The following is a 15,306-nucleotide window of genomic DNA, read 5'->3' as shown; positions in this document are numbered from 1 at the left end:
GCTTGGTCCGCTCGAACTTACCTTTTGCCATGTTGCGCGCTCCTGGCTGAGAAACGATTTCTTACGATTGGCGGGTGGTGCCCATGGCGCGGATCGAACGCGCGACCTCTCCCTTACCAAGGGAGTGCTCTACCACTGAGCCACATGGGCATCGACACGGCTTTGGGTCGGGAGACGGCACAAAGCGGTGTCGACACAGACTGGAGCGGGAGACGGGAATCGAACCCGCGTCATCAGCTTGGAAGGCTGGGGTTCTACCATTGAACTACTCCCGCTCGGGAGTCAGCACCAAAACACTGCACTACTGAAAAACAAGCTCGCTTTGGTGGAGGAGGCTGGATTCGAACCAGCGTAGGCGTAAGCCAACAGATTTACAGTCTGCCCCCTTTAGCCACTCGGGCACCCCTCCTGGGCGAGCCGATGACTATAGCACGGTTTGCGAAAGTGTCCAATCAAGCGCGCCGAATGTTGCATCGGGCCCCAAAAATTCCTGTGCACGGCGGAAGTGGCCGCAGCCGATGAACGGTACCGGCGGGCGCTGCGCCGAGAGTGGCGAGGGGTGATTGGAGGCCAGCACCAGGTGCTGCGGATGAGCCGCCGCGATCGGCTGGCCGAAGGCCTGCGCGTGGTTGCCCCACAACATGAACACGAGGGGCCGCGGCTCCTGCGCAACACGGGCCAGCAGCGCCCGTGTCAGCGATTCCCAGCCCCTGCTGGCATGCGCGCCGGCCTGGCCGTCTTCCACCGTCAGGCTGGTGTTGGTCAACAGCACGCCGCGGCGCGCCCACGCGCTGAGATCGCCGGAGCGCGGCATCGGCAGGCCGAGGTCGCGCTGCAGTTCCTTGAAGATGTTGCGCAGGCTGGGCGGCAGGCGCATGCCTTCGGGCACCGAGAACGCCAACCCCTGCGCCTGGCCGGGGCCGTGGTACGGGTCCTGGCCGACGATGACGACCCGCACGCTGCGCAGCGGGGTAAGTTGCAGCATGCGCAGCGGGTTGGCCGGGTACACCGCTACCCCGGCGGCCACGCGCGCGTCGACGTGGGCGATCAGGCGGCGCGCCTCGTCGGTGGTGCGCCAGGCGTCGATCACCGGCTGCCAGTCGCCGCCCACCTCGGCGAGCAGTTCATCAAGCGGCCGGCACAGGCGGTTCGGCGTCACGAGAACAGGGTGGCCAGGGCGAGGCCCGGGTCGTCGGCGCGCATGAAGGCCTCACCGACGAGGAAAGCGTGCACGCCGGCATCGCGCATGCGTTGCACGTCGGGTTGGCCAAGGATGCCCGACTCGGTGACCAGCAGCCGGTCGGCCGGCACCCGGGCCAGCAGGCCCAGCGTGGTGTCCAGCGTGACCTCGAAGGTGCGCAGGTTGCGGTTGTTGATGCCGACCAACGGCGTCTTCAGGCGCAGCGCGCGGTCCAGCTCGGCGCCGTCGTGTACTTCCACCAGCACCGCCATGCCCAGGGCGTGGGCGATGGCTTCCAGGTCGGCCATCTGCGCGTCGTCCAGGCAGGCGGCGATCAGCAGGATGCAGTCGGCGCCCATCGCGCGGGCCTCGAACACCTGGTAGGCGTCGACCATGAAGTCCTTGCGCAGCACCGGCAACGCACAGGCGGCGCGGGCCTGCTGCAGGTACTCAGACGCGCCCTGGAAGAAGGAGCGGTCGGTGAGCACCGACAGGCAGGCCGCGCCGCCGCGTTCGTAGCTGGCGGCGATCTCGGCCGGCACGAAGTGCTCGCGCAGCACGCCCTTGCTGGGGCTGGCCTTCTTCACCTCGGCGATGACGGCTGCCCGGCCGGCGGCGATCTTGGCACGCAGCGCGGCCTCGAAACCACGCACGTCGGTGCGGGCTTCGGCATCGCGCCGCACCGCAGCCAGGTCGCGCTGCTGGCGCGCCGCCGCGATCTCCTCGTGCTTGACCGCCACGATGCGGTTCAGGATGTCGCTCATCTCATGCCGCCTTCAGCCTGCAGGTGGCCGCCACGACCTGCTGCAGCTTGGCCCGGGCCGCGCCGCTGGCCACGGCCTCGCGGGCCAGCTTCACGCCGTCGACGATGGAGGCGGCCACGTTGGCGCAGTACAGCGCGGCGCCGGCGTTCAGCAGCACGATGTCGCGCACCGGGCCATCTTCGTTGGCCAGCGCCTTCTGGATGCAGACCACCGACTCCTCCTTGTTGGCCACGCGCAGCACGCGCGAGTCGTAGACCGGCAGGCCGAAGTCGCTGGGGTGCACCACGTACTCGCGCACCGCGCCGTCCTTCAGTTCGCCGACCATCGATTCGCCCGACAGCGACAGCTCGTCCATGCCGTTCATGCCGTGCACGATCATCACGTGCTCGCTGCCCAGGCGCTGCAGCACGCGCACCTGGATGCCGACCAGGTCGGGGTGGAACACGCCCATCAGCTGGTTGGGCGCGTTGGCCGGGTTGGTCAGCGGGCCCAGGATGTTGAAGATGGTGCGCACGCCCAGCTCCTTGCGCACCGGCGCCGCATGCTTCATGGACGCATGGTGGTTGGGCGCGAACATGAAGCCGATGCCGGTTTCGGCCAGGCAGGCGGCCACCTGCTCGGGCGTGAGGTCGATGCAGGCGCCCAGCGCCTCCAGCACGTCGGCGCTGCCGGAGTTGGACGACACGCTGCGCCCGCCATGCTTGGCCACCCGTGCGCCAGCGGCTGCGGCCACGAGCATTGCGGCGGTGGAGATGTTGAAGCTGTGCGCCGCGTCGCCGCCGGTGCCGCACAGGTCGACGAGGTGCGTGCGGTCGGCCACCGCCACCGGCGTGGCGAACTCGCGCATCACCTGCGCGGCGGCGGCGATCTCACCGATGGTTTCCTTCTTCACCCGCAGGCCGACGGCCAGCGCGGCGATCATCACCGGCGACATCTCGCCCATCATGATGCGGCGCATCAGCGCCAGCATCTCGTCATGGAAGATCTCGCGGTGCTGGATGACGCGGGTCAGCGCGTCGGTGTTGCTGATGCTCATGCGGGGCTCCTCTCGGGCGGCCGGCTCAGCCGGCCAGCAGCTCGCGCAGCACCGGCAGCGCGCGGTCGATGTCGTCGGTGCTCACGTCCAGGTGGGTGACGAAGCGCAGCTTGTACAGGCCGGTGGCCAGCACGCCGCGTTCGGCCAGGCGCTGCACCAGCCCCTCGCCGCGCTCGGGCGGCACGTCGACGAAGACGATGTTGGTCTGCGGGGCCTGCACCTGCACGCCGGACAGGCCCTGCAGGCCTTCGGCCAGGCGGCGGGCGTTGGCATGGTCTTCGGCCAGGCGGTCCAAATGGTGCTCGATCGCATGCAGCGCACCGGCCGCGATCACGCCAGCCTGCCGCATGCCGCCGCCCACCATCTTGCGCCAGCGGTGCGCGCGCTGGATGAAGTCCTTCGAGCCGCACAGGGCCGAGCCCACCGGCGCGCCCAGCCCCTTGCTGAAGCACACCGACACGCTGTCGAACGGACGCGCCAGCTCTGCCGCGCTGCGGCCGGAGGCCACCACCGCATTGAAGAAGCGCGCGCCGTCCAGGTGGCAGGCCAGGCCCTTGCTGCGCGCCAGCGCGGTGGCCTCTTCCACATAGGCCTGCGGCAGCACGTTGCCGCCCCAGGTGTTTTCCAGGCAGAAGAGCCGGCTGCGCGCGAAGTGCGAGTCGTCGGGCTTGATGTTGGCCGCGATGTCGGCCAGCGCGATGGTGCCGTCGGGCTGGTTGGGCAACGGCTGCGGCTGGATGCTGCCCAGCACCGCGGCGCCGCCAGCCTCCCAGCGGTAGCAGTGGGCATGCTGGCCGACGAGGTACTCGTCGCCGCGGCCGCAATGCGTCATCAGCGCCACCAGGTTGCTCTGCGTGCCGGTGGGCACGTACAGCGCCGCCTCGAAGCCCAGCATCTCGGCGATGCGCTGCTGCAGGCGGTTGACGGTGGGGTCGTCGCCGAAGACGTCGTCGCCCACCTCGGCGCGGGCCATCGCCTCGCGCATCGCAGCCGTCGGCCGGGTGACGGTGTCGCTGCGCAGGTCGATGGTCATGCTTTGCTCTGCTCCAGGAAGTTGCGCAGCATGGCGTGGCCGTGCTCGCTGAGGATGGATTCGGGATGGAATTGCACGCCTTCCATCATCACCTCCTTGTGGCGAACGCCCATGATCTCGCCGTCCTCCGAGGTGGCGGTGACGACGAGTTCGGCGGGCAGCGTCTGCCGCTCGATGGCCAGCGAGTGGTAGCGCACCACGTCGAACTGCTCGGGCAGGTTGGCGAACACGCCCTGGCGGTCGGTGCTGATGCGGCTCACCTTGCCGTGCATCTGGACTTGCGCGCGGATGACCTTGCCGCCCAGCGCGGCGCCGATGGCCTGGTGGCCCAGGCACACGCCCAGCAGCGGCAGCCGGCCCTTGAAGTGGCGTATGGCCTCCACGCAGATGCCGGCCTCGGCCGGCGAACACGGCCCGGGCGACAGCACCAGCTGGTCGGGCTTCAGCGCCTCGATGCCGGCGATGTCGATCTCGTCGTTGCGGAAAACCTTCACCTCCTCGCCCAGCTCGCCGAAGTACTGCACCAGGTTGAAGGTGAAGCTGTCGTAGTTGTCGATCATGAGCAGCATGTCAGAACCCCTCTTCCACGAGTTCGGCGGCGCGGATGAGCGCCCGGGCCTTGGCCTCGGTCTCCTTCCATTCCAGCTCGGGCACTGAATCGGCCACCACGCCGGCCGCAGCCTGCACGTACAGCGTCTGGTCCTTGATGATGCCGGTGCGGATGGCGATGGCGACGTCCATGTCGCCGGCAAAGCTCAGGTAGCCGCAGGCGCCGCCGTAGATGCCACGCTTGACCGGCTCCAGCTCGTCGATGATTTCCATCGCGCGGATCTTGGGCGCGCCGGTCAGCGTGCCGGCCGGGAAGGTGGCCTTCAGCACGTCGAGGTTGGTGGTGCCTTCCAGCAGCGTGGCTTCGACGTTGCTGACGATGTGCATCACGTGCGAATAACGCTCCACCACGAAGGCCTCGGTCACCTTGACGCTGCCGGTCTGCGCGATGCGGCCCAGGTCGTTGCGCGCCAGGTCGATCAGCATCAGGTGCTCGGCGCGCTCCTTGGGGTCGGCCTTCAGCTCGGCCTCCATCGCCAGGTCCTGCTCCGGCGTGGCGCCACGCGGACGGGTACCGGCCAGCGGGCGGATCGTCACCTTCTGGCCTTCGGGCGTGCTCTCCTGCCGCACCAGGATCTCGGGCGAGGCGCCGACGATCTGGAAGTCGCCCATGTCGTAGAAGTACATGTACGGCGACGGGTTGAGCGAACGCAGCGCGCGGTACAGCGTCAGCGGCGACTCGGTGTAGCGCTTCTTCAGCCGCTGGCCCACCTGCACCTGCATCATGTCGCCGGCGGCGATGTACTCCTTGGCCACGGCCACGGCCTTGAGGTAGTCGGCCTTGTCGAACTCTCGCTCCACCGCGTAGCTGGCGCCGCGGCGCACCGGGGGCGCGGTGACGCTGAACTTGAGCTTGTCCGCCAGTTCCGACAGGCGGCGCTTGCCTGAGAAGTAGGCCTCCGGCCGCGACGGGTCGGCATAGACGATCAGGTACAGCCGGCCCGACAGGTTGTCGATGACCGCAAGCTCCTCGCACTGCAGCAGTTGGATGTCCGGCGTGCCGATGCCGCCGGGCTTCTCCACCTTCGCGAGCTTGGGCTCCATGTAACGCACCGCGTCGTAGCCGAAGTAGCCGGCCAGCCCGCCGCAGAAACGCGGCATGCCCGGGCGCAGCGCCACCTTGAAACGCTGCTGGTAGGCCTCGATGAAGTCGAGCGGATTGCCTTCGTGCGTCTCCACCACCTGGCCGTCGGTCACCACTTCGGTGAGCGGGCCGGTGGTGCGCAGCAGCGTGCGCGCCGGCAGGCCGATGAAGGAATAGCGGCCGAAGCGCTCGCCGCCGACGACGGACTCCAGCAGGAAGCTGTACTTCTGGCCGCCGGCCAGCTTGAGGTACAGCGACAGCGGCGTTTCCAGGTCGGCGAAGGCCTCCGCGATCAGCGGGATGCGGTTGTAGCCCTGCGAGGCGAGGCTCTTGAATTCGAGTTCGGTGATCATGTGTTCAGCCCTCCGGGACCCCGTGCACGCATGGCGCGGCCGAGGTCGAGATACGGAATTGCGGGGAAGCGGTGGCGGTATCAGTCGCTAGGCAAGGCCGGCCGGAAGATGGCGGCATGCACAGGCCGAGCCCGCAGCAAACTAGACGGCAGCGGAAGCAGGCTGGCGACGCCAGGGCCAGGCTCCCCGGTCGTTCGACCTCGTCGTGAGTTTGCGTGGCATGAACATGGGCGGCGACTATAGCAGCGGCGTGGGGTGAATACCCCCGGAAGGGGGCGCCCGTATGATCGCCCGCTCCCATGGCAGACACCCTCAATCCCGCCCAGCTCGAAGCGGTTTATCACCTGGACGGCCCCTGCCTCGTGCTGGCCGGCGCCGGCTCGGGCAAGACCCGCGTCATCACCCACAAGATCGCACGGCTGCTGCAGGCCGGGCTGGCGCCGAAGGAGATCGCGGCCATCACCTTCACCAACAAGGCTTCGCAGGAGATGCGCGAACGGGCCAAGTCGCTGGTGGGCCCGCGCGCCGCGAAGGACCTGGTGGTGAGCACCTTCCACTCGCTGGGCGTGCGCATGCTGCGCGAGAGCGGCACCCGTCTGGGCCTGAAGGAGCAGTTCTCCATTCTGGACAGCGACGACGTGCTGGGTGTGCTGCGCGACGCCGGCGGCACGGCCGACGCCGCCACCGCCCGCCGCTGGCAATGGACGATCAGCCTGTGGAAGAACCAGGGCCTGACCAGCGACACCGCGATGGCCGCCGCCAAGGACGCCGACGAGCAGGTGGCCGCGCGGGTGATGAAGCTCTACGAGGAGCGCCTGTCGGCCTACCAGGCGGTGGACTTCGACGACCTGATCAGCCTGCCGCTGAAGCTGCTGAATACCGACGAGGAAGCACGCGCCGAATGGCAGGGCCGCTTTCGCCACGTGCTGGTGGACGAATACCAGGACACCAACGCGGTGCAGTACGAACTGCTGAAGGCGCTGGTCAGCCATCCCGACGACCGGCGCGCCGGCCGCTTCACCGCGGTGGGCGACGACGACCAGAGCATCTACGGCTGGCGCGGCGCCACGATCGACAACCTGCGCCGGCTGCCGCAGGACTTCCCGAAGCTGAAGGTCATTCCGCTGGAGCAGAACTACCGCTCCACCGGCGCCATCCTGCGGGCGGCCAACAACGTGATCGCCGGCAACCCCAAGCTGTTCGAGAAGAAGCTGTGGAGCGACTTCGGCGATGGCGAGCCGGTGCACCTGATGGAGTGCGACGGCGAGGAACACGAGGCCGAGCGCGCGGTGTCGCGCATCCAGTCGCTGCGCTCGCAGGGCGGGCAGGTGAAGTTCAGCGACTTCGCGGTGCTGTACCGGGCCAACCACCAGGCGCGTGTGTTCGAGCAGAAGCTGCGCGCGGCGCAGATCCCCTACAAGGTGTCCGGCGGCCAGAGCTTCTTCGACCGCGCCGAGATCAAGGACCTGTGCGCCTGGCTGCGGCTGCTGGTCAACCAGGACGACGACCCGGCCTTCCTGCGCGCGGTGACCACGCCCAAGCGCGGCATCGGCCACCAGACGCTGGGCAAGCTGGGTGAGTTCGCGGGCAAGTGGAAGCTCAGCCTGTTCGAGGCGCTGTTTTCCGAAAGCCTGGGCGTGTCGCTGAATGCCAAGGCCATCGGCGGGCTGCACGAGTTCGGCCGCTACATCAACGATTTCGAGCACAAGGCGCGGCACACCGTGGGCGGCGAGGACGCCAAGGTGCTGCTGCTGGAATGGCTGAAGGACATCGGCTACGAGCAGCACCTGTACGACAGCGAGGAGAGCGAGAAGCTGGCCGCCTCGCGCTGGTCGAACGTGATGGACTTCATCGACTGGATCGCCAAGCGCTGCGGCGGGCAGATCACGCAGGAAGGCGGCACCTTCGAGAGCGAACGCAAGAGCGTGCTGGAGGTGGCGCAGACGATCAGCGTGATCATCAGCCTGGCCGAGCGCGGCGACGAGCAGGACGTGGTGACGCTGTCGACCCTGCATGCGTCCAAGGGCCTGGAATGGCCGCACGTGGTGCTGGCCGGCGTGAACGAAGGACTGCTGCCCTTCCGCAGCGACAGCGAGGAGATGACGCCCGAGCGGCTGGAAGAAGAACGCCGGCTGATGTACGTGGGCATCACCCGGGCGCGCACCACGCTGGCGGTGAGCACGCTGCGCCGGCGCAAGAAGGGCCGCGAGACGATCCAGGGCATCCCCAGCCGCTTCATCCTCGAGATGAAGCTGCACGAGTCGTCCAGCAAGGAAGACCCGAAGGAGCGGCTGAAGAAGATCCGCGAGGCGCTGGCGGCCAAGGCGGCAGCGGCCGCGGCGGCTGCGGCGCCGCCGGGCTGAAGCTCAGCCGCCCACCGCGCGGCCCGCGGCCCAGCGGAACTCGGGCGCGCCCGTGGCCGCCTCGTGCAGCCGGCAGGCCTGCACCAGCTTGACCACGTGCTCGTCGTCGCTGGCGATGGCCCGCTGGATGATCTGCGGCCAGGCCAGGTCGGTGGCGCGCGCCGGCGGCAGTTCGGGCGGCACGTCGCTGGCGCGCAGCGCGGCCGCCGCGGCGATGCTGAAGTGCCGCATCGCCGGCGCCTCGTCGCCCCACCAGGGCTGCAGCTGCCGCATCGCCTGGCAGGCGGTGACCATGTGCAGCACGGTGAAGTCCTCAGTGGCGGCATAGAGGCCGGCGGCGGTGCGAGCCAGCGCGTCCAGCGTGCCGGGCTGCAGCAACAGGCGCGGCGCCACGTCGCCAAAGCCTTCGGTGCGCGACCAGGCCTGCATGCGGCGGGTGATGCTCCAGGCATCGGCATCGGCATGCTGCGGGCGCGGCAGCCACTGCACCTGCGCCAGCCAGTCGGCCAGCGGCAGGTCGGCGGCGGCCTGCTCGTTCGGTGCGGCCAGCGGCGCATGTCGGGCCGCCCAGTAGGCCAGGCCCATCGACAGCTCGCCTTCGTGTCGCGCCGCCACCGCATGCGCGGTGCGGATCAGGCCGTGGAAGGCCCCGCCGGCCACGCCATCCAGCAGCGCCGGCACGGTTTCGGCCAGCACCGTGTCGGGCTCTTCCTGCTGCAACCGCAGGGCGAACATTGCCTGCAGCGGCTCGAAGGCATCGCCCTGCCCGCGCAAGGCGTGCCAGCTGTGCGGCTCGGCGGCGGCCGCGGGCACCGGCCGGGCATGCAGCTCGGCGACGTGCTGCTGCGCGAAGTCATGCAGCCGCGGCGCCGTCGCGCCCAGCGCATGCAAAGCCTGCAGCGCCATCGGCAGGTGGGTGCTGAAGCCGGGGCCGTATTCGGGCGCCCGGTCCAGGCCGGCATCGAGCAGCCGGTACAGCATGCGGGTGGCGGCGGATTTGTCCATCGTGCGGGTCCGGTGATGAAGGAGGCGCCTACGATGGAAGTTGAAGTGAACTTCAAGTCAAGCACCGACAGGAGCCCCGACATGGCCACCCGCAGCATCCCGGCCGACACCACCCGCTGGCTGCCCATCGGCGAGCTGGCCCGGCGCGCCGGCATCGCCGCCAGCGCGCTGCGCTTCTACGAGGCGCAGGGCCTGATCGCCGGCGGCCGCAGCGCGGGCGGCCACCGGCAGTACCCGCGGCATGTGCTGCGGCGCGTGGCCTTCATCCGCGCCGCGCAGGCGGTGGGGCTGGAGCTGACGCAGATCCGCAAGGCACTGGCGGGCCTGCCCGAGGGCCGCACACCCACCAAGGCCGACTGGCAGCGGCTGGCCAGCGCCTGGCAGCCGCTGCTGGATGAACGCATCGCCGCGCTGCAGCGGCTGCGCAACCAGCTCGCGGGCTGCATCGGCTGCGGCTGCCTCTCGCTCAAGGCCTGCGCGCTGTACAACCCGCAGGACACCGCGGCCGCTCGCGGGCCTGGCGCACGCTACCTCGCCGGCGACAGGCCGCCGGTCACATCCCCTTGAAGAGGTGCGTGTAGCTGCGGCTGACTTCCAGCTTCTCCGGCCGGTCCTTGATGGCCACCAGCTGCCGGCCGCGGAAGTCGCGCGAGACGCCGGCGATGGCGTTCACGTTGACCAGCGTCGATCGGTGGATCTGCCAGAAGCGCTTGGGGTCCAGCTCGTCCACCAGCTCCTTGATGGGCTTGCGGATCAGCGCTTCCACCTGCGGCGTCTGCACCCGGGTGTACTTCTCGTCGCTGACGAAGAACAGCACCTCGTCCACCGGGATCATCTGGATGCTCTGGCCCACGCTGGCCTGGATCCACTGCAGGTAGCTGGGCGGCTGGCCCATCTGGGCGGCCAGGCGGTGCAGCAGCTGCTGCAGCGGCTGGGCGGCGCGGCTGGCGGAGGTGCTGCCAGCCGGGTCCGCGGTCGCCTCGTCGCCGCGGCGCTGCGCCAGCCGCTTGCGGATGCGCTCCACCGTCACCGCCAGCCGCTCGCGCTCGGCGGGCTTGAGCACGTAGTCGGCCACGCCTTGCTCGAAGGCCTCCACCGCGTATTCGTCGTAGGCGGTGATGAACACGATCTCGCAGCCGTCCCAGTCGTCGCCGGTGGGCAGCTGGGCGATCTGGCGGGCCGCGTGGACGCCGGTCAGGCCGGGCATGCGGATGTCGAGGAACACGAGGTCGGGCCGGTGCTGCGCCACCAGCTCGACCGCTTCCTGGCCGTTGCGGGCCTCGGCCACGATCTCGAGCGCCGGCCACACCTCGGCCAGCCGGGCGCGCAGTTGCTCGCGCATCAGCCGCTCGTCATCGGCGATGACGCAGCGGACGAAGGTGGTCGAAGGGGCGGGAGTGCTCATGCGCGTGCTTCCTGCCCGTCGGCGCCGGTGCGTGCTGCATAGGGCACGGTGATCGTCACCACCGTGCCGCTGGGGGTGTTCTCCGCCACGGTGAGGCTGGCCTTGCCGCCGTACAGCAGCTGCAGCCGCTCGCGGATGTTGGCCAGGCCCACGCCGGTGCCGGCGGTGGCCGCCTTGCCGAAGCCCAGGCCGGTGTCGGCCACGGTGACGGCCAGCTTGCCATGCAGGATCTCGGCCCGCACGCTGAGCTGCCCGCCTTCGGGCTTGGGCTCCAGCCCGTGCTTGATCGCGTTTTCCACCAGGCCCTGGATCATCATGGGCGGAAACTCCGCCGAGTGCAGGCCCTCGGGCACGTCGATGACGGTCTGCAGGCGCTCTTCCATCCGCACCTTGAGGATCTCGAGGTAGGGCCGTATCACCGCCAGCTCGCGGCCCAGCTCGCGCACGCCGCCGGTGCTGGCCTCGCGCATCGTCGGCATGCTGGCGCGCAGCAGCGCGATCAGGTTCTTCTGCATGCGGCTGGCGCGCGAGGGATCGGTCTCGATCAGGTGGTCGATGGAGGCCAGCGTGTTGAACAGGAAGTGCGGCTCCACCTGCGCCTGCATGGCGGCCATGCGCGCCTCCACCACCTGGCGCTTCAACGATTCCGCCTCGGCCACCTCGGTGGCCTGCGCGGCCTTGGTCTCGGCCTGCAGGCGGCCGCTATAGGTGATCTTGATGATGGCGGACGCGATGATCCACAGCACCGCCAGGTCGGTGAGAAAGCCGCCCACCTGCACCGTGCGCGTGCGGGTGCCGGGCGAAGGCTCGTCGGCCGCCTCCTGCGCCGCATCGGTGGCCTCGCGGATGGCGTCGGCAATCTCGCGGCTGGCTTCCTCGATGGCTTCGCGCACCGCCTCGCCGTTGGCACCCTCGGGCACCGAGGCGTTGACGGCCGGCAGCCGCGCCACGATGGCATCGGCGGCCGCCCGGGCGGCGTCTGCCGCCGACGCGGCGCTGGCGGCTGATGCAGCCGATGCCGCCTCGGCCGCGCGCCGCTGCACCCGCACGCCGTCGGCGCCGATGGTGATGTCCACCGTCGGCTCGATGGCGTTGCCGGGCTTTTCGATGCGCACGCGCGGCACCGGCGGTGGCGCCGGCGGCTTGGGCACGCTGGGGCCGCGCTCCACCTCCTCGGTGATGCGCCAGCTGAACGGCGGCAGCCGCTGCACGATGCTGACCAGCACCAGCAGCAGCACGGACAGCACCGCAAAGCGCTTCCAGCTGATGCTGACCAGCCAGGCGGCATAGGACCGGAAGGCCGGCACCCACGCCGCTACCCAGCCTTGCCAGGTACCGGGCTTGCCGATGGATGTCGCTCGGAAATCTTGGGCGGACATGAGGCACTGACGGAATGTCGATGCCTCACTGTACGCAGTGGCCTGCAGTCCACGCGCGGGGCGCGCGACACACTGCAGGCGGGTGGGCACAGGCGGTCGCCTGGCCCGACCGGTGGCGTGTCGTTACTGGATGCCCTGGAATGCGACCAGGAACAGAAGCACGACAACCATGGCCATTTGTACGGCTCGCTGTTGGTTCATAGTGCGGGTTCTCCCTAATGACCTGCAGCCTACAGGCATTGAGTGACCGGCACCACCACCCTCTTGAGCCGAAGCTGTAACAAGATTTGTGCAGCGCAGCACGCAGGCCGGTCGAGGGCCGGCGATTGTTGTTTTATTGCTTCACCGCTTCCACCTGCACCACCAGGCGCATGGTGTCGCTGAAGCCGTAGTTCAGGCCGTAGTTGACGCCGAACAGGCTGCGGGTGATGGTGGTTTCGAAGTCGCCGCCGCACACTTCGCGCTTGAGCATCGGGTTCTGGTAGCAGTTGAACTTGTTGGCCTTGAGCGTCACCGGCTGGGTCTTGCCCAGCAGCGTCAGGGTGCCGGCCACTTCGGTGACCTTGTCGCCGCTGAAGGTGAACTTGTCGCCCACGAACTTGGCGGTCGGGAATTCGGCCGTGTTCAGGATGTCCTTGCTCTGCAGGTGCTTATCGAAGGCGGCGGTGCCGCTGTTGACCGAGGTGGTGTCGATGGTGATTTCCACCTTGCCGGTCTTGGCGGCGCGGTCGAAGCTGACGGTGCCTTCCTTCTTGTCGAAGCGCGCGCGGTTGGTCGAGGTGCCGAAGTGGTCGATCTCGAAGGTGACGAAGGTGTGCGTCGGGTCCACCGCGTAGTCGGCGGCATGCGCCGGAACGGCAAAGGCGGCAGCCAGGGCGAGGGCGGCGAGGGTCGTGGTCTTCTTGATCATGGGGCAGTCCTGTGGGGGTTGCAGGGCGGGTTGGGAGGAATCAGTCGGGGGAATCAGAGCGCGCCGATGCCGGTGAGTTGCAGCTTGAACTTCACTTGCACGTCGTTGGCCACCATCGAGGTGTCGGCCCATTCGCCTTCGCCGATCTTGAAGTCGGCGCGCTTGAGCACGAAGCCGCCGGTGGCGGTGGTGGCGCCGCCGGCCTGCGTGAGCACCACCGGCACGGTCATGTCGCGCACGTTGCCCTTGATGTTGAGCTTGCCGGTCACGTCGAACTTGCCGGGGCCGGTGGCCTTCACCCCGGTGGAGGTGAAGCTGGCCTGCGGGAACTTGGCGACGTTGAACCACAGCGGCTTGACCACCTCGGCCTCGCTCTCCGGCGCGCCCAGGTTGATGCTGGCCAGGTCGATGGACAGGGCGATGCGCGCCGTCTCGGGCTTCTTCGGGTCGAAGTCCACCTGGGCGTCGAACTTGCGGAACTTGCCGTCCACCGGCACGCCCATCTGGCGGCTGGTGAACTGGATCTCGCTCTGCGCGGGCACCAGCTTGGCGGGTTGGGCCCAGGCCGGCGCGGCGGCCACCAGGGCGGCGGCCAGCAACGGGCCGGTAAGGAAGGAAGCGGCAGGAAACGTCATGGTGGTGAACCTTCAGGAGCGGCCGGGCAGCATGCGGCGCAGCAGGCCGTCGCGGTCGATGAAATGGTGTTTGAGGGCGCCGGCCACGTGCAGCAGCACCAGCGCGGCGAGGGTGTAGGCGAGCCAGGCGTGCCAGGGCTTGATGGCCGCGGCCAGCGCCTTGTCCACCGGCACGAAATCGGGCAGCGGCAGCAGGCCGAACACCACGATGGGAAAGCCCGCGGCCGAGCTGTAGGCCCAGCCCACCAGCGGCACCGCGAAGAACAGCAGGTACAGCAGCTGGTGCGTGGCATGCGCCGCGCGCTGCTGCCAGCGGGGCATCGGCAGGTCAGGCGGCGGCCGGTGCGTCAGCCGCCACAGCAGCCGCAGCGCCGACAGCGCGAGGATGACGACCCCCGCCCACTTGTGCCAGTTGTAGAGCTTGAGCCGCTGCGGCGAGAACGGCATGCCGGTCATCGCATAGCCCACGACCAGGCTGCCCAGGATGAGCAGGGCCAACAGCCAGTGCAGCAGCATGGCCGGCGCGGTGTAACGGTGGGAGGAATGGGCGGTCGACATGGAGCGGCAGTGTGCCCAGCGCCGGTCGGAGGCCGGTTCAGCAGGCTTCACGTCTCGCTTCAGATGGTTTGAATGGCCGGTGGTTCCCACCACAGGTGCGCGGCGGCCTGCGCCTGGGCCTGGAGCACCGGTTCCGGCAGCAGCCGGTGGCGCAGGCAGAAGTCCAGCGTCACCAGCGCCGCATCCACCGTCATTTCGCCCGCCTGCGCCACAGCGGCGACCTCGGCCACCGGCACGCAGTGAAAGCCGGCGACCTCGCCGTCCTGGTTGCACGGCTCCAGGCCGGGCGGCAACTGCAGGTCGAAAGCGAACAGGTGCTCGAACTGCAGGCCTTCGGGCACGTCGCGCGCCAGCCGCATCACCCGGCCGCGGCGGGCCGCCTGCATCACTTCAGCACCCAGGCCTGCTTCCTCCCAGCCTTCGCGTACAAGCGTTTCGAATGGCGTTTGGCCCAGCGGCACGCCGCCGCCCACGAGGTTGTCGAGCAGCCCGGGGTCGGTGGGCTTGGTGGTGCTGCGCCGGCCCAGCCACAGATGGGTAGGCCGGCCTTGTGGATCGGCCAGGTAGCCGTTGGCATGCGCGCCCAGCGTCAGCGTGCCCCAGAAGCGCGCGGCGGCGCGCTCGATGACGGCCAACGGCGGCGCGTCGGCCGGCCCGGCCGGGTCCGTCACCGGCAGCCACTCGTGCCGCCAGCCGCGCACCCAGCCCTGGGCCTGCAGCCGCAGGTTGAGCGGCGTGAACCAGGCCGTGGCCTGCTCGGCATCTGCCAGCGCCGCCGGCGCATGCAGGCCGTCGGCTGCCAGTTGCAGCGCGGGGTCAAGCGCCTGCAGACCGGGCACCAGCGCGCTGGCCACGCTGCCCACCCGGCGGCCGGCAAGGAAGAAGGGCTGGCGCGGCAGGCGGCGCATGCGGGCTTGGGCGATGCAGGGCCAGGGGCGGAGGGCGTCGGTCACGGCCGGATGGTAGGCGGCCCGCCAAGCGCCGGGATGGCG

15 protein-coding genes and 3 tRNA genes are annotated in these 15,306 nt (G+C 69.4%); 2 read left to right on the top strand and 16 right to left on the bottom strand.

The genetic code is table 11. From position 1 onward, the window contains the following. Positions 1-75 precede the first annotated feature (75 nt). The 9 genes from VO99_RS13545 to trpE all read right to left on the bottom strand — a co-directional run bounded on the left by VO99_RS13545 (position 76) and on the right by trpE (position 6,059). Positions 76-150 (bottom strand) — tRNA-Thr (locus tag VO99_RS13545). A gap of 51 nt (positions 151-201) precedes the next feature. Then, positions 202-275, bottom strand: a tRNA-Gly gene (locus VO99_RS13540). Positions 276-323: 48 nt separating this feature from the next. Then, positions 324-409: transfer RNA gene (locus tag VO99_RS13535), tRNA-Tyr, on the bottom strand. 15 nt (positions 410-424) lie between these two features. After that, positions 425-1,159, bottom strand: coding sequence for a uracil-DNA glycosylase (locus tag VO99_RS13530; protein WP_083440572.1), 735 nt, complete (start codon positions 1,157-1,159; stop codon positions 425-427). Continuing rightward, on the bottom strand, positions 1,156-1,944 hold the full coding sequence (gene trpC / locus VO99_RS13525) for an indole-3-glycerol phosphate synthase TrpC (RefSeq protein WP_046113382.1): 789 nt from the start codon (positions 1,942-1,944) through the stop codon (positions 1,156-1,158). Before trpC ends, VO99_RS13530 begins: the two co-directional genes overlap by 4 nt. 1 nt (position 1,945) lies before the next feature. Continuing rightward, a complete protein-coding gene (gene trpD, locus VO99_RS13520; protein ID WP_046113381.1) occupies positions 1,946-2,980 on the bottom strand; it encodes an anthranilate phosphoribosyltransferase in 1,035 nt (344 codons plus the stop codon). 25 nt (positions 2,981-3,005) lie between these two features. After that, on the bottom strand, positions 3,006-4,013 hold the full coding sequence (gene ltaE, locus VO99_RS13515; protein ID WP_046113380.1) for a low-specificity L-threonine aldolase: 1,008 nt from the start codon (positions 4,011-4,013) through the stop codon (positions 3,006-3,008). Next, positions 4,010-4,582 carry an anthranilate synthase component II gene (locus tag VO99_RS13510; protein WP_046113379.1) on the bottom strand — a complete coding sequence of 191 codons (573 nt, stop codon included), beginning with the start codon at positions 4,580-4,582 and terminating at the stop codon, positions 4,010-4,012. The genes ltaE and VO99_RS13510 overlap by 4 nt, the downstream gene beginning before the upstream one ends. A 1-nt stretch (position 4,583) precedes the next feature. After that, positions 4,584-6,059 carry an anthranilate synthase component I gene (gene trpE, locus VO99_RS13505; RefSeq protein WP_046113378.1) on the bottom strand — a complete coding sequence of 492 codons (1,476 nt, stop codon included), beginning with the start codon at positions 6,057-6,059 and terminating at the stop codon, positions 4,584-4,586. A 299-nt stretch (positions 6,060-6,358) separates the two neighbouring features. On the opposite strand from trpE, the gene VO99_RS13500 reads away from it, so the two are divergent. Beyond that, positions 6,359-8,422 carry an ATP-dependent helicase gene (locus tag VO99_RS13500; protein ID WP_046113377.1) on the top strand — a complete coding sequence of 688 codons (2,064 nt, stop codon included), beginning with the start codon at positions 6,359-6,361 and terminating at the stop codon, positions 8,420-8,422. A 3-nt stretch (positions 8,423-8,425) separates the two neighbouring features. On the opposite strand, the gene VO99_RS13495 is transcribed toward VO99_RS13500, so the two are convergent. Then, on the bottom strand, positions 8,426-9,427 hold the full coding sequence (locus VO99_RS13495) for a questin oxidase family protein (RefSeq protein WP_046113376.1): 1,002 nt from the start codon (positions 9,425-9,427) through the stop codon (positions 8,426-8,428). An 81-nt stretch (positions 9,428-9,508) separates the two neighbouring features. Here VO99_RS13495 and soxR point away from each other — a divergent pair, with 81 nt between their 5' ends. Next, on the top strand, positions 9,509-9,994 hold the full coding sequence (gene soxR, locus VO99_RS13490; RefSeq protein WP_046113375.1) for a redox-sensitive transcriptional activator SoxR: 486 nt from the start codon (positions 9,509-9,511) through the stop codon (positions 9,992-9,994). Here the strand turns inward: soxR and VO99_RS13485 are convergent. The 6 genes from VO99_RS13485 to VO99_RS13460 form a co-directional block, all read right to left on the bottom strand. After that, positions 9,981-10,832 (bottom strand): LytR/AlgR family response regulator transcription factor, encoded by an 852-nt coding sequence (locus VO99_RS13485; protein ID WP_046113374.1) that lies wholly within the window; start codon positions 10,830-10,832, stop codon positions 9,981-9,983. The genes soxR and VO99_RS13485 overlap by 14 nt on opposite strands. Continuing rightward, positions 10,829-12,211, bottom strand: coding sequence for a sensor histidine kinase (locus VO99_RS13480; protein WP_083440571.1), 1,383 nt, complete (start codon positions 12,209-12,211; stop codon positions 10,829-10,831). Before VO99_RS13480 ends, VO99_RS13485 begins: the two co-directional genes overlap by 4 nt. A gap of 334 nt (positions 12,212-12,545) precedes the next feature. Continuing rightward, positions 12,546-13,121: a YceI family protein gene (locus VO99_RS13475; RefSeq protein ID WP_046113373.1), complete on the bottom strand. Its 576-nt coding sequence runs from the start codon at positions 13,119-13,121 to the stop codon at positions 12,546-12,548. A 53-nt stretch (positions 13,122-13,174) separates the two neighbouring features. After that, on the bottom strand, positions 13,175-13,756 hold the full coding sequence (locus tag VO99_RS13470) for a YceI family protein (protein WP_046113372.1): 582 nt from the start codon (positions 13,754-13,756) through the stop codon (positions 13,175-13,177). A gap of 12 nt (positions 13,757-13,768) precedes the next feature. Beyond that, complete coding sequence (locus VO99_RS13465) at positions 13,769-14,314, bottom strand: cytochrome b (protein WP_046113371.1); 546 nt, start codon at positions 14,312-14,314, stop codon at positions 13,769-13,771. 59 nt (positions 14,315-14,373) lie between these two features. After that, positions 14,374-15,267, bottom strand: coding sequence for an NUDIX hydrolase (locus VO99_RS13460; RefSeq protein WP_198156937.1), 894 nt, complete (start codon positions 15,265-15,267; stop codon positions 14,374-14,376). Positions 15,268-15,306: the final 39 nt, after the last annotated feature.

Source organism: Aquincola tertiaricarbonis (assembly GCF_000969605.1).
GTDB classification, from domain to species: domain Bacteria; phylum Pseudomonadota; class Gammaproteobacteria; order Burkholderiales; family Burkholderiaceae_C; genus Aquincola; species Aquincola tertiaricarbonis.
This window is presented reverse-complemented; position numbering and strand designations above follow the sequence as displayed.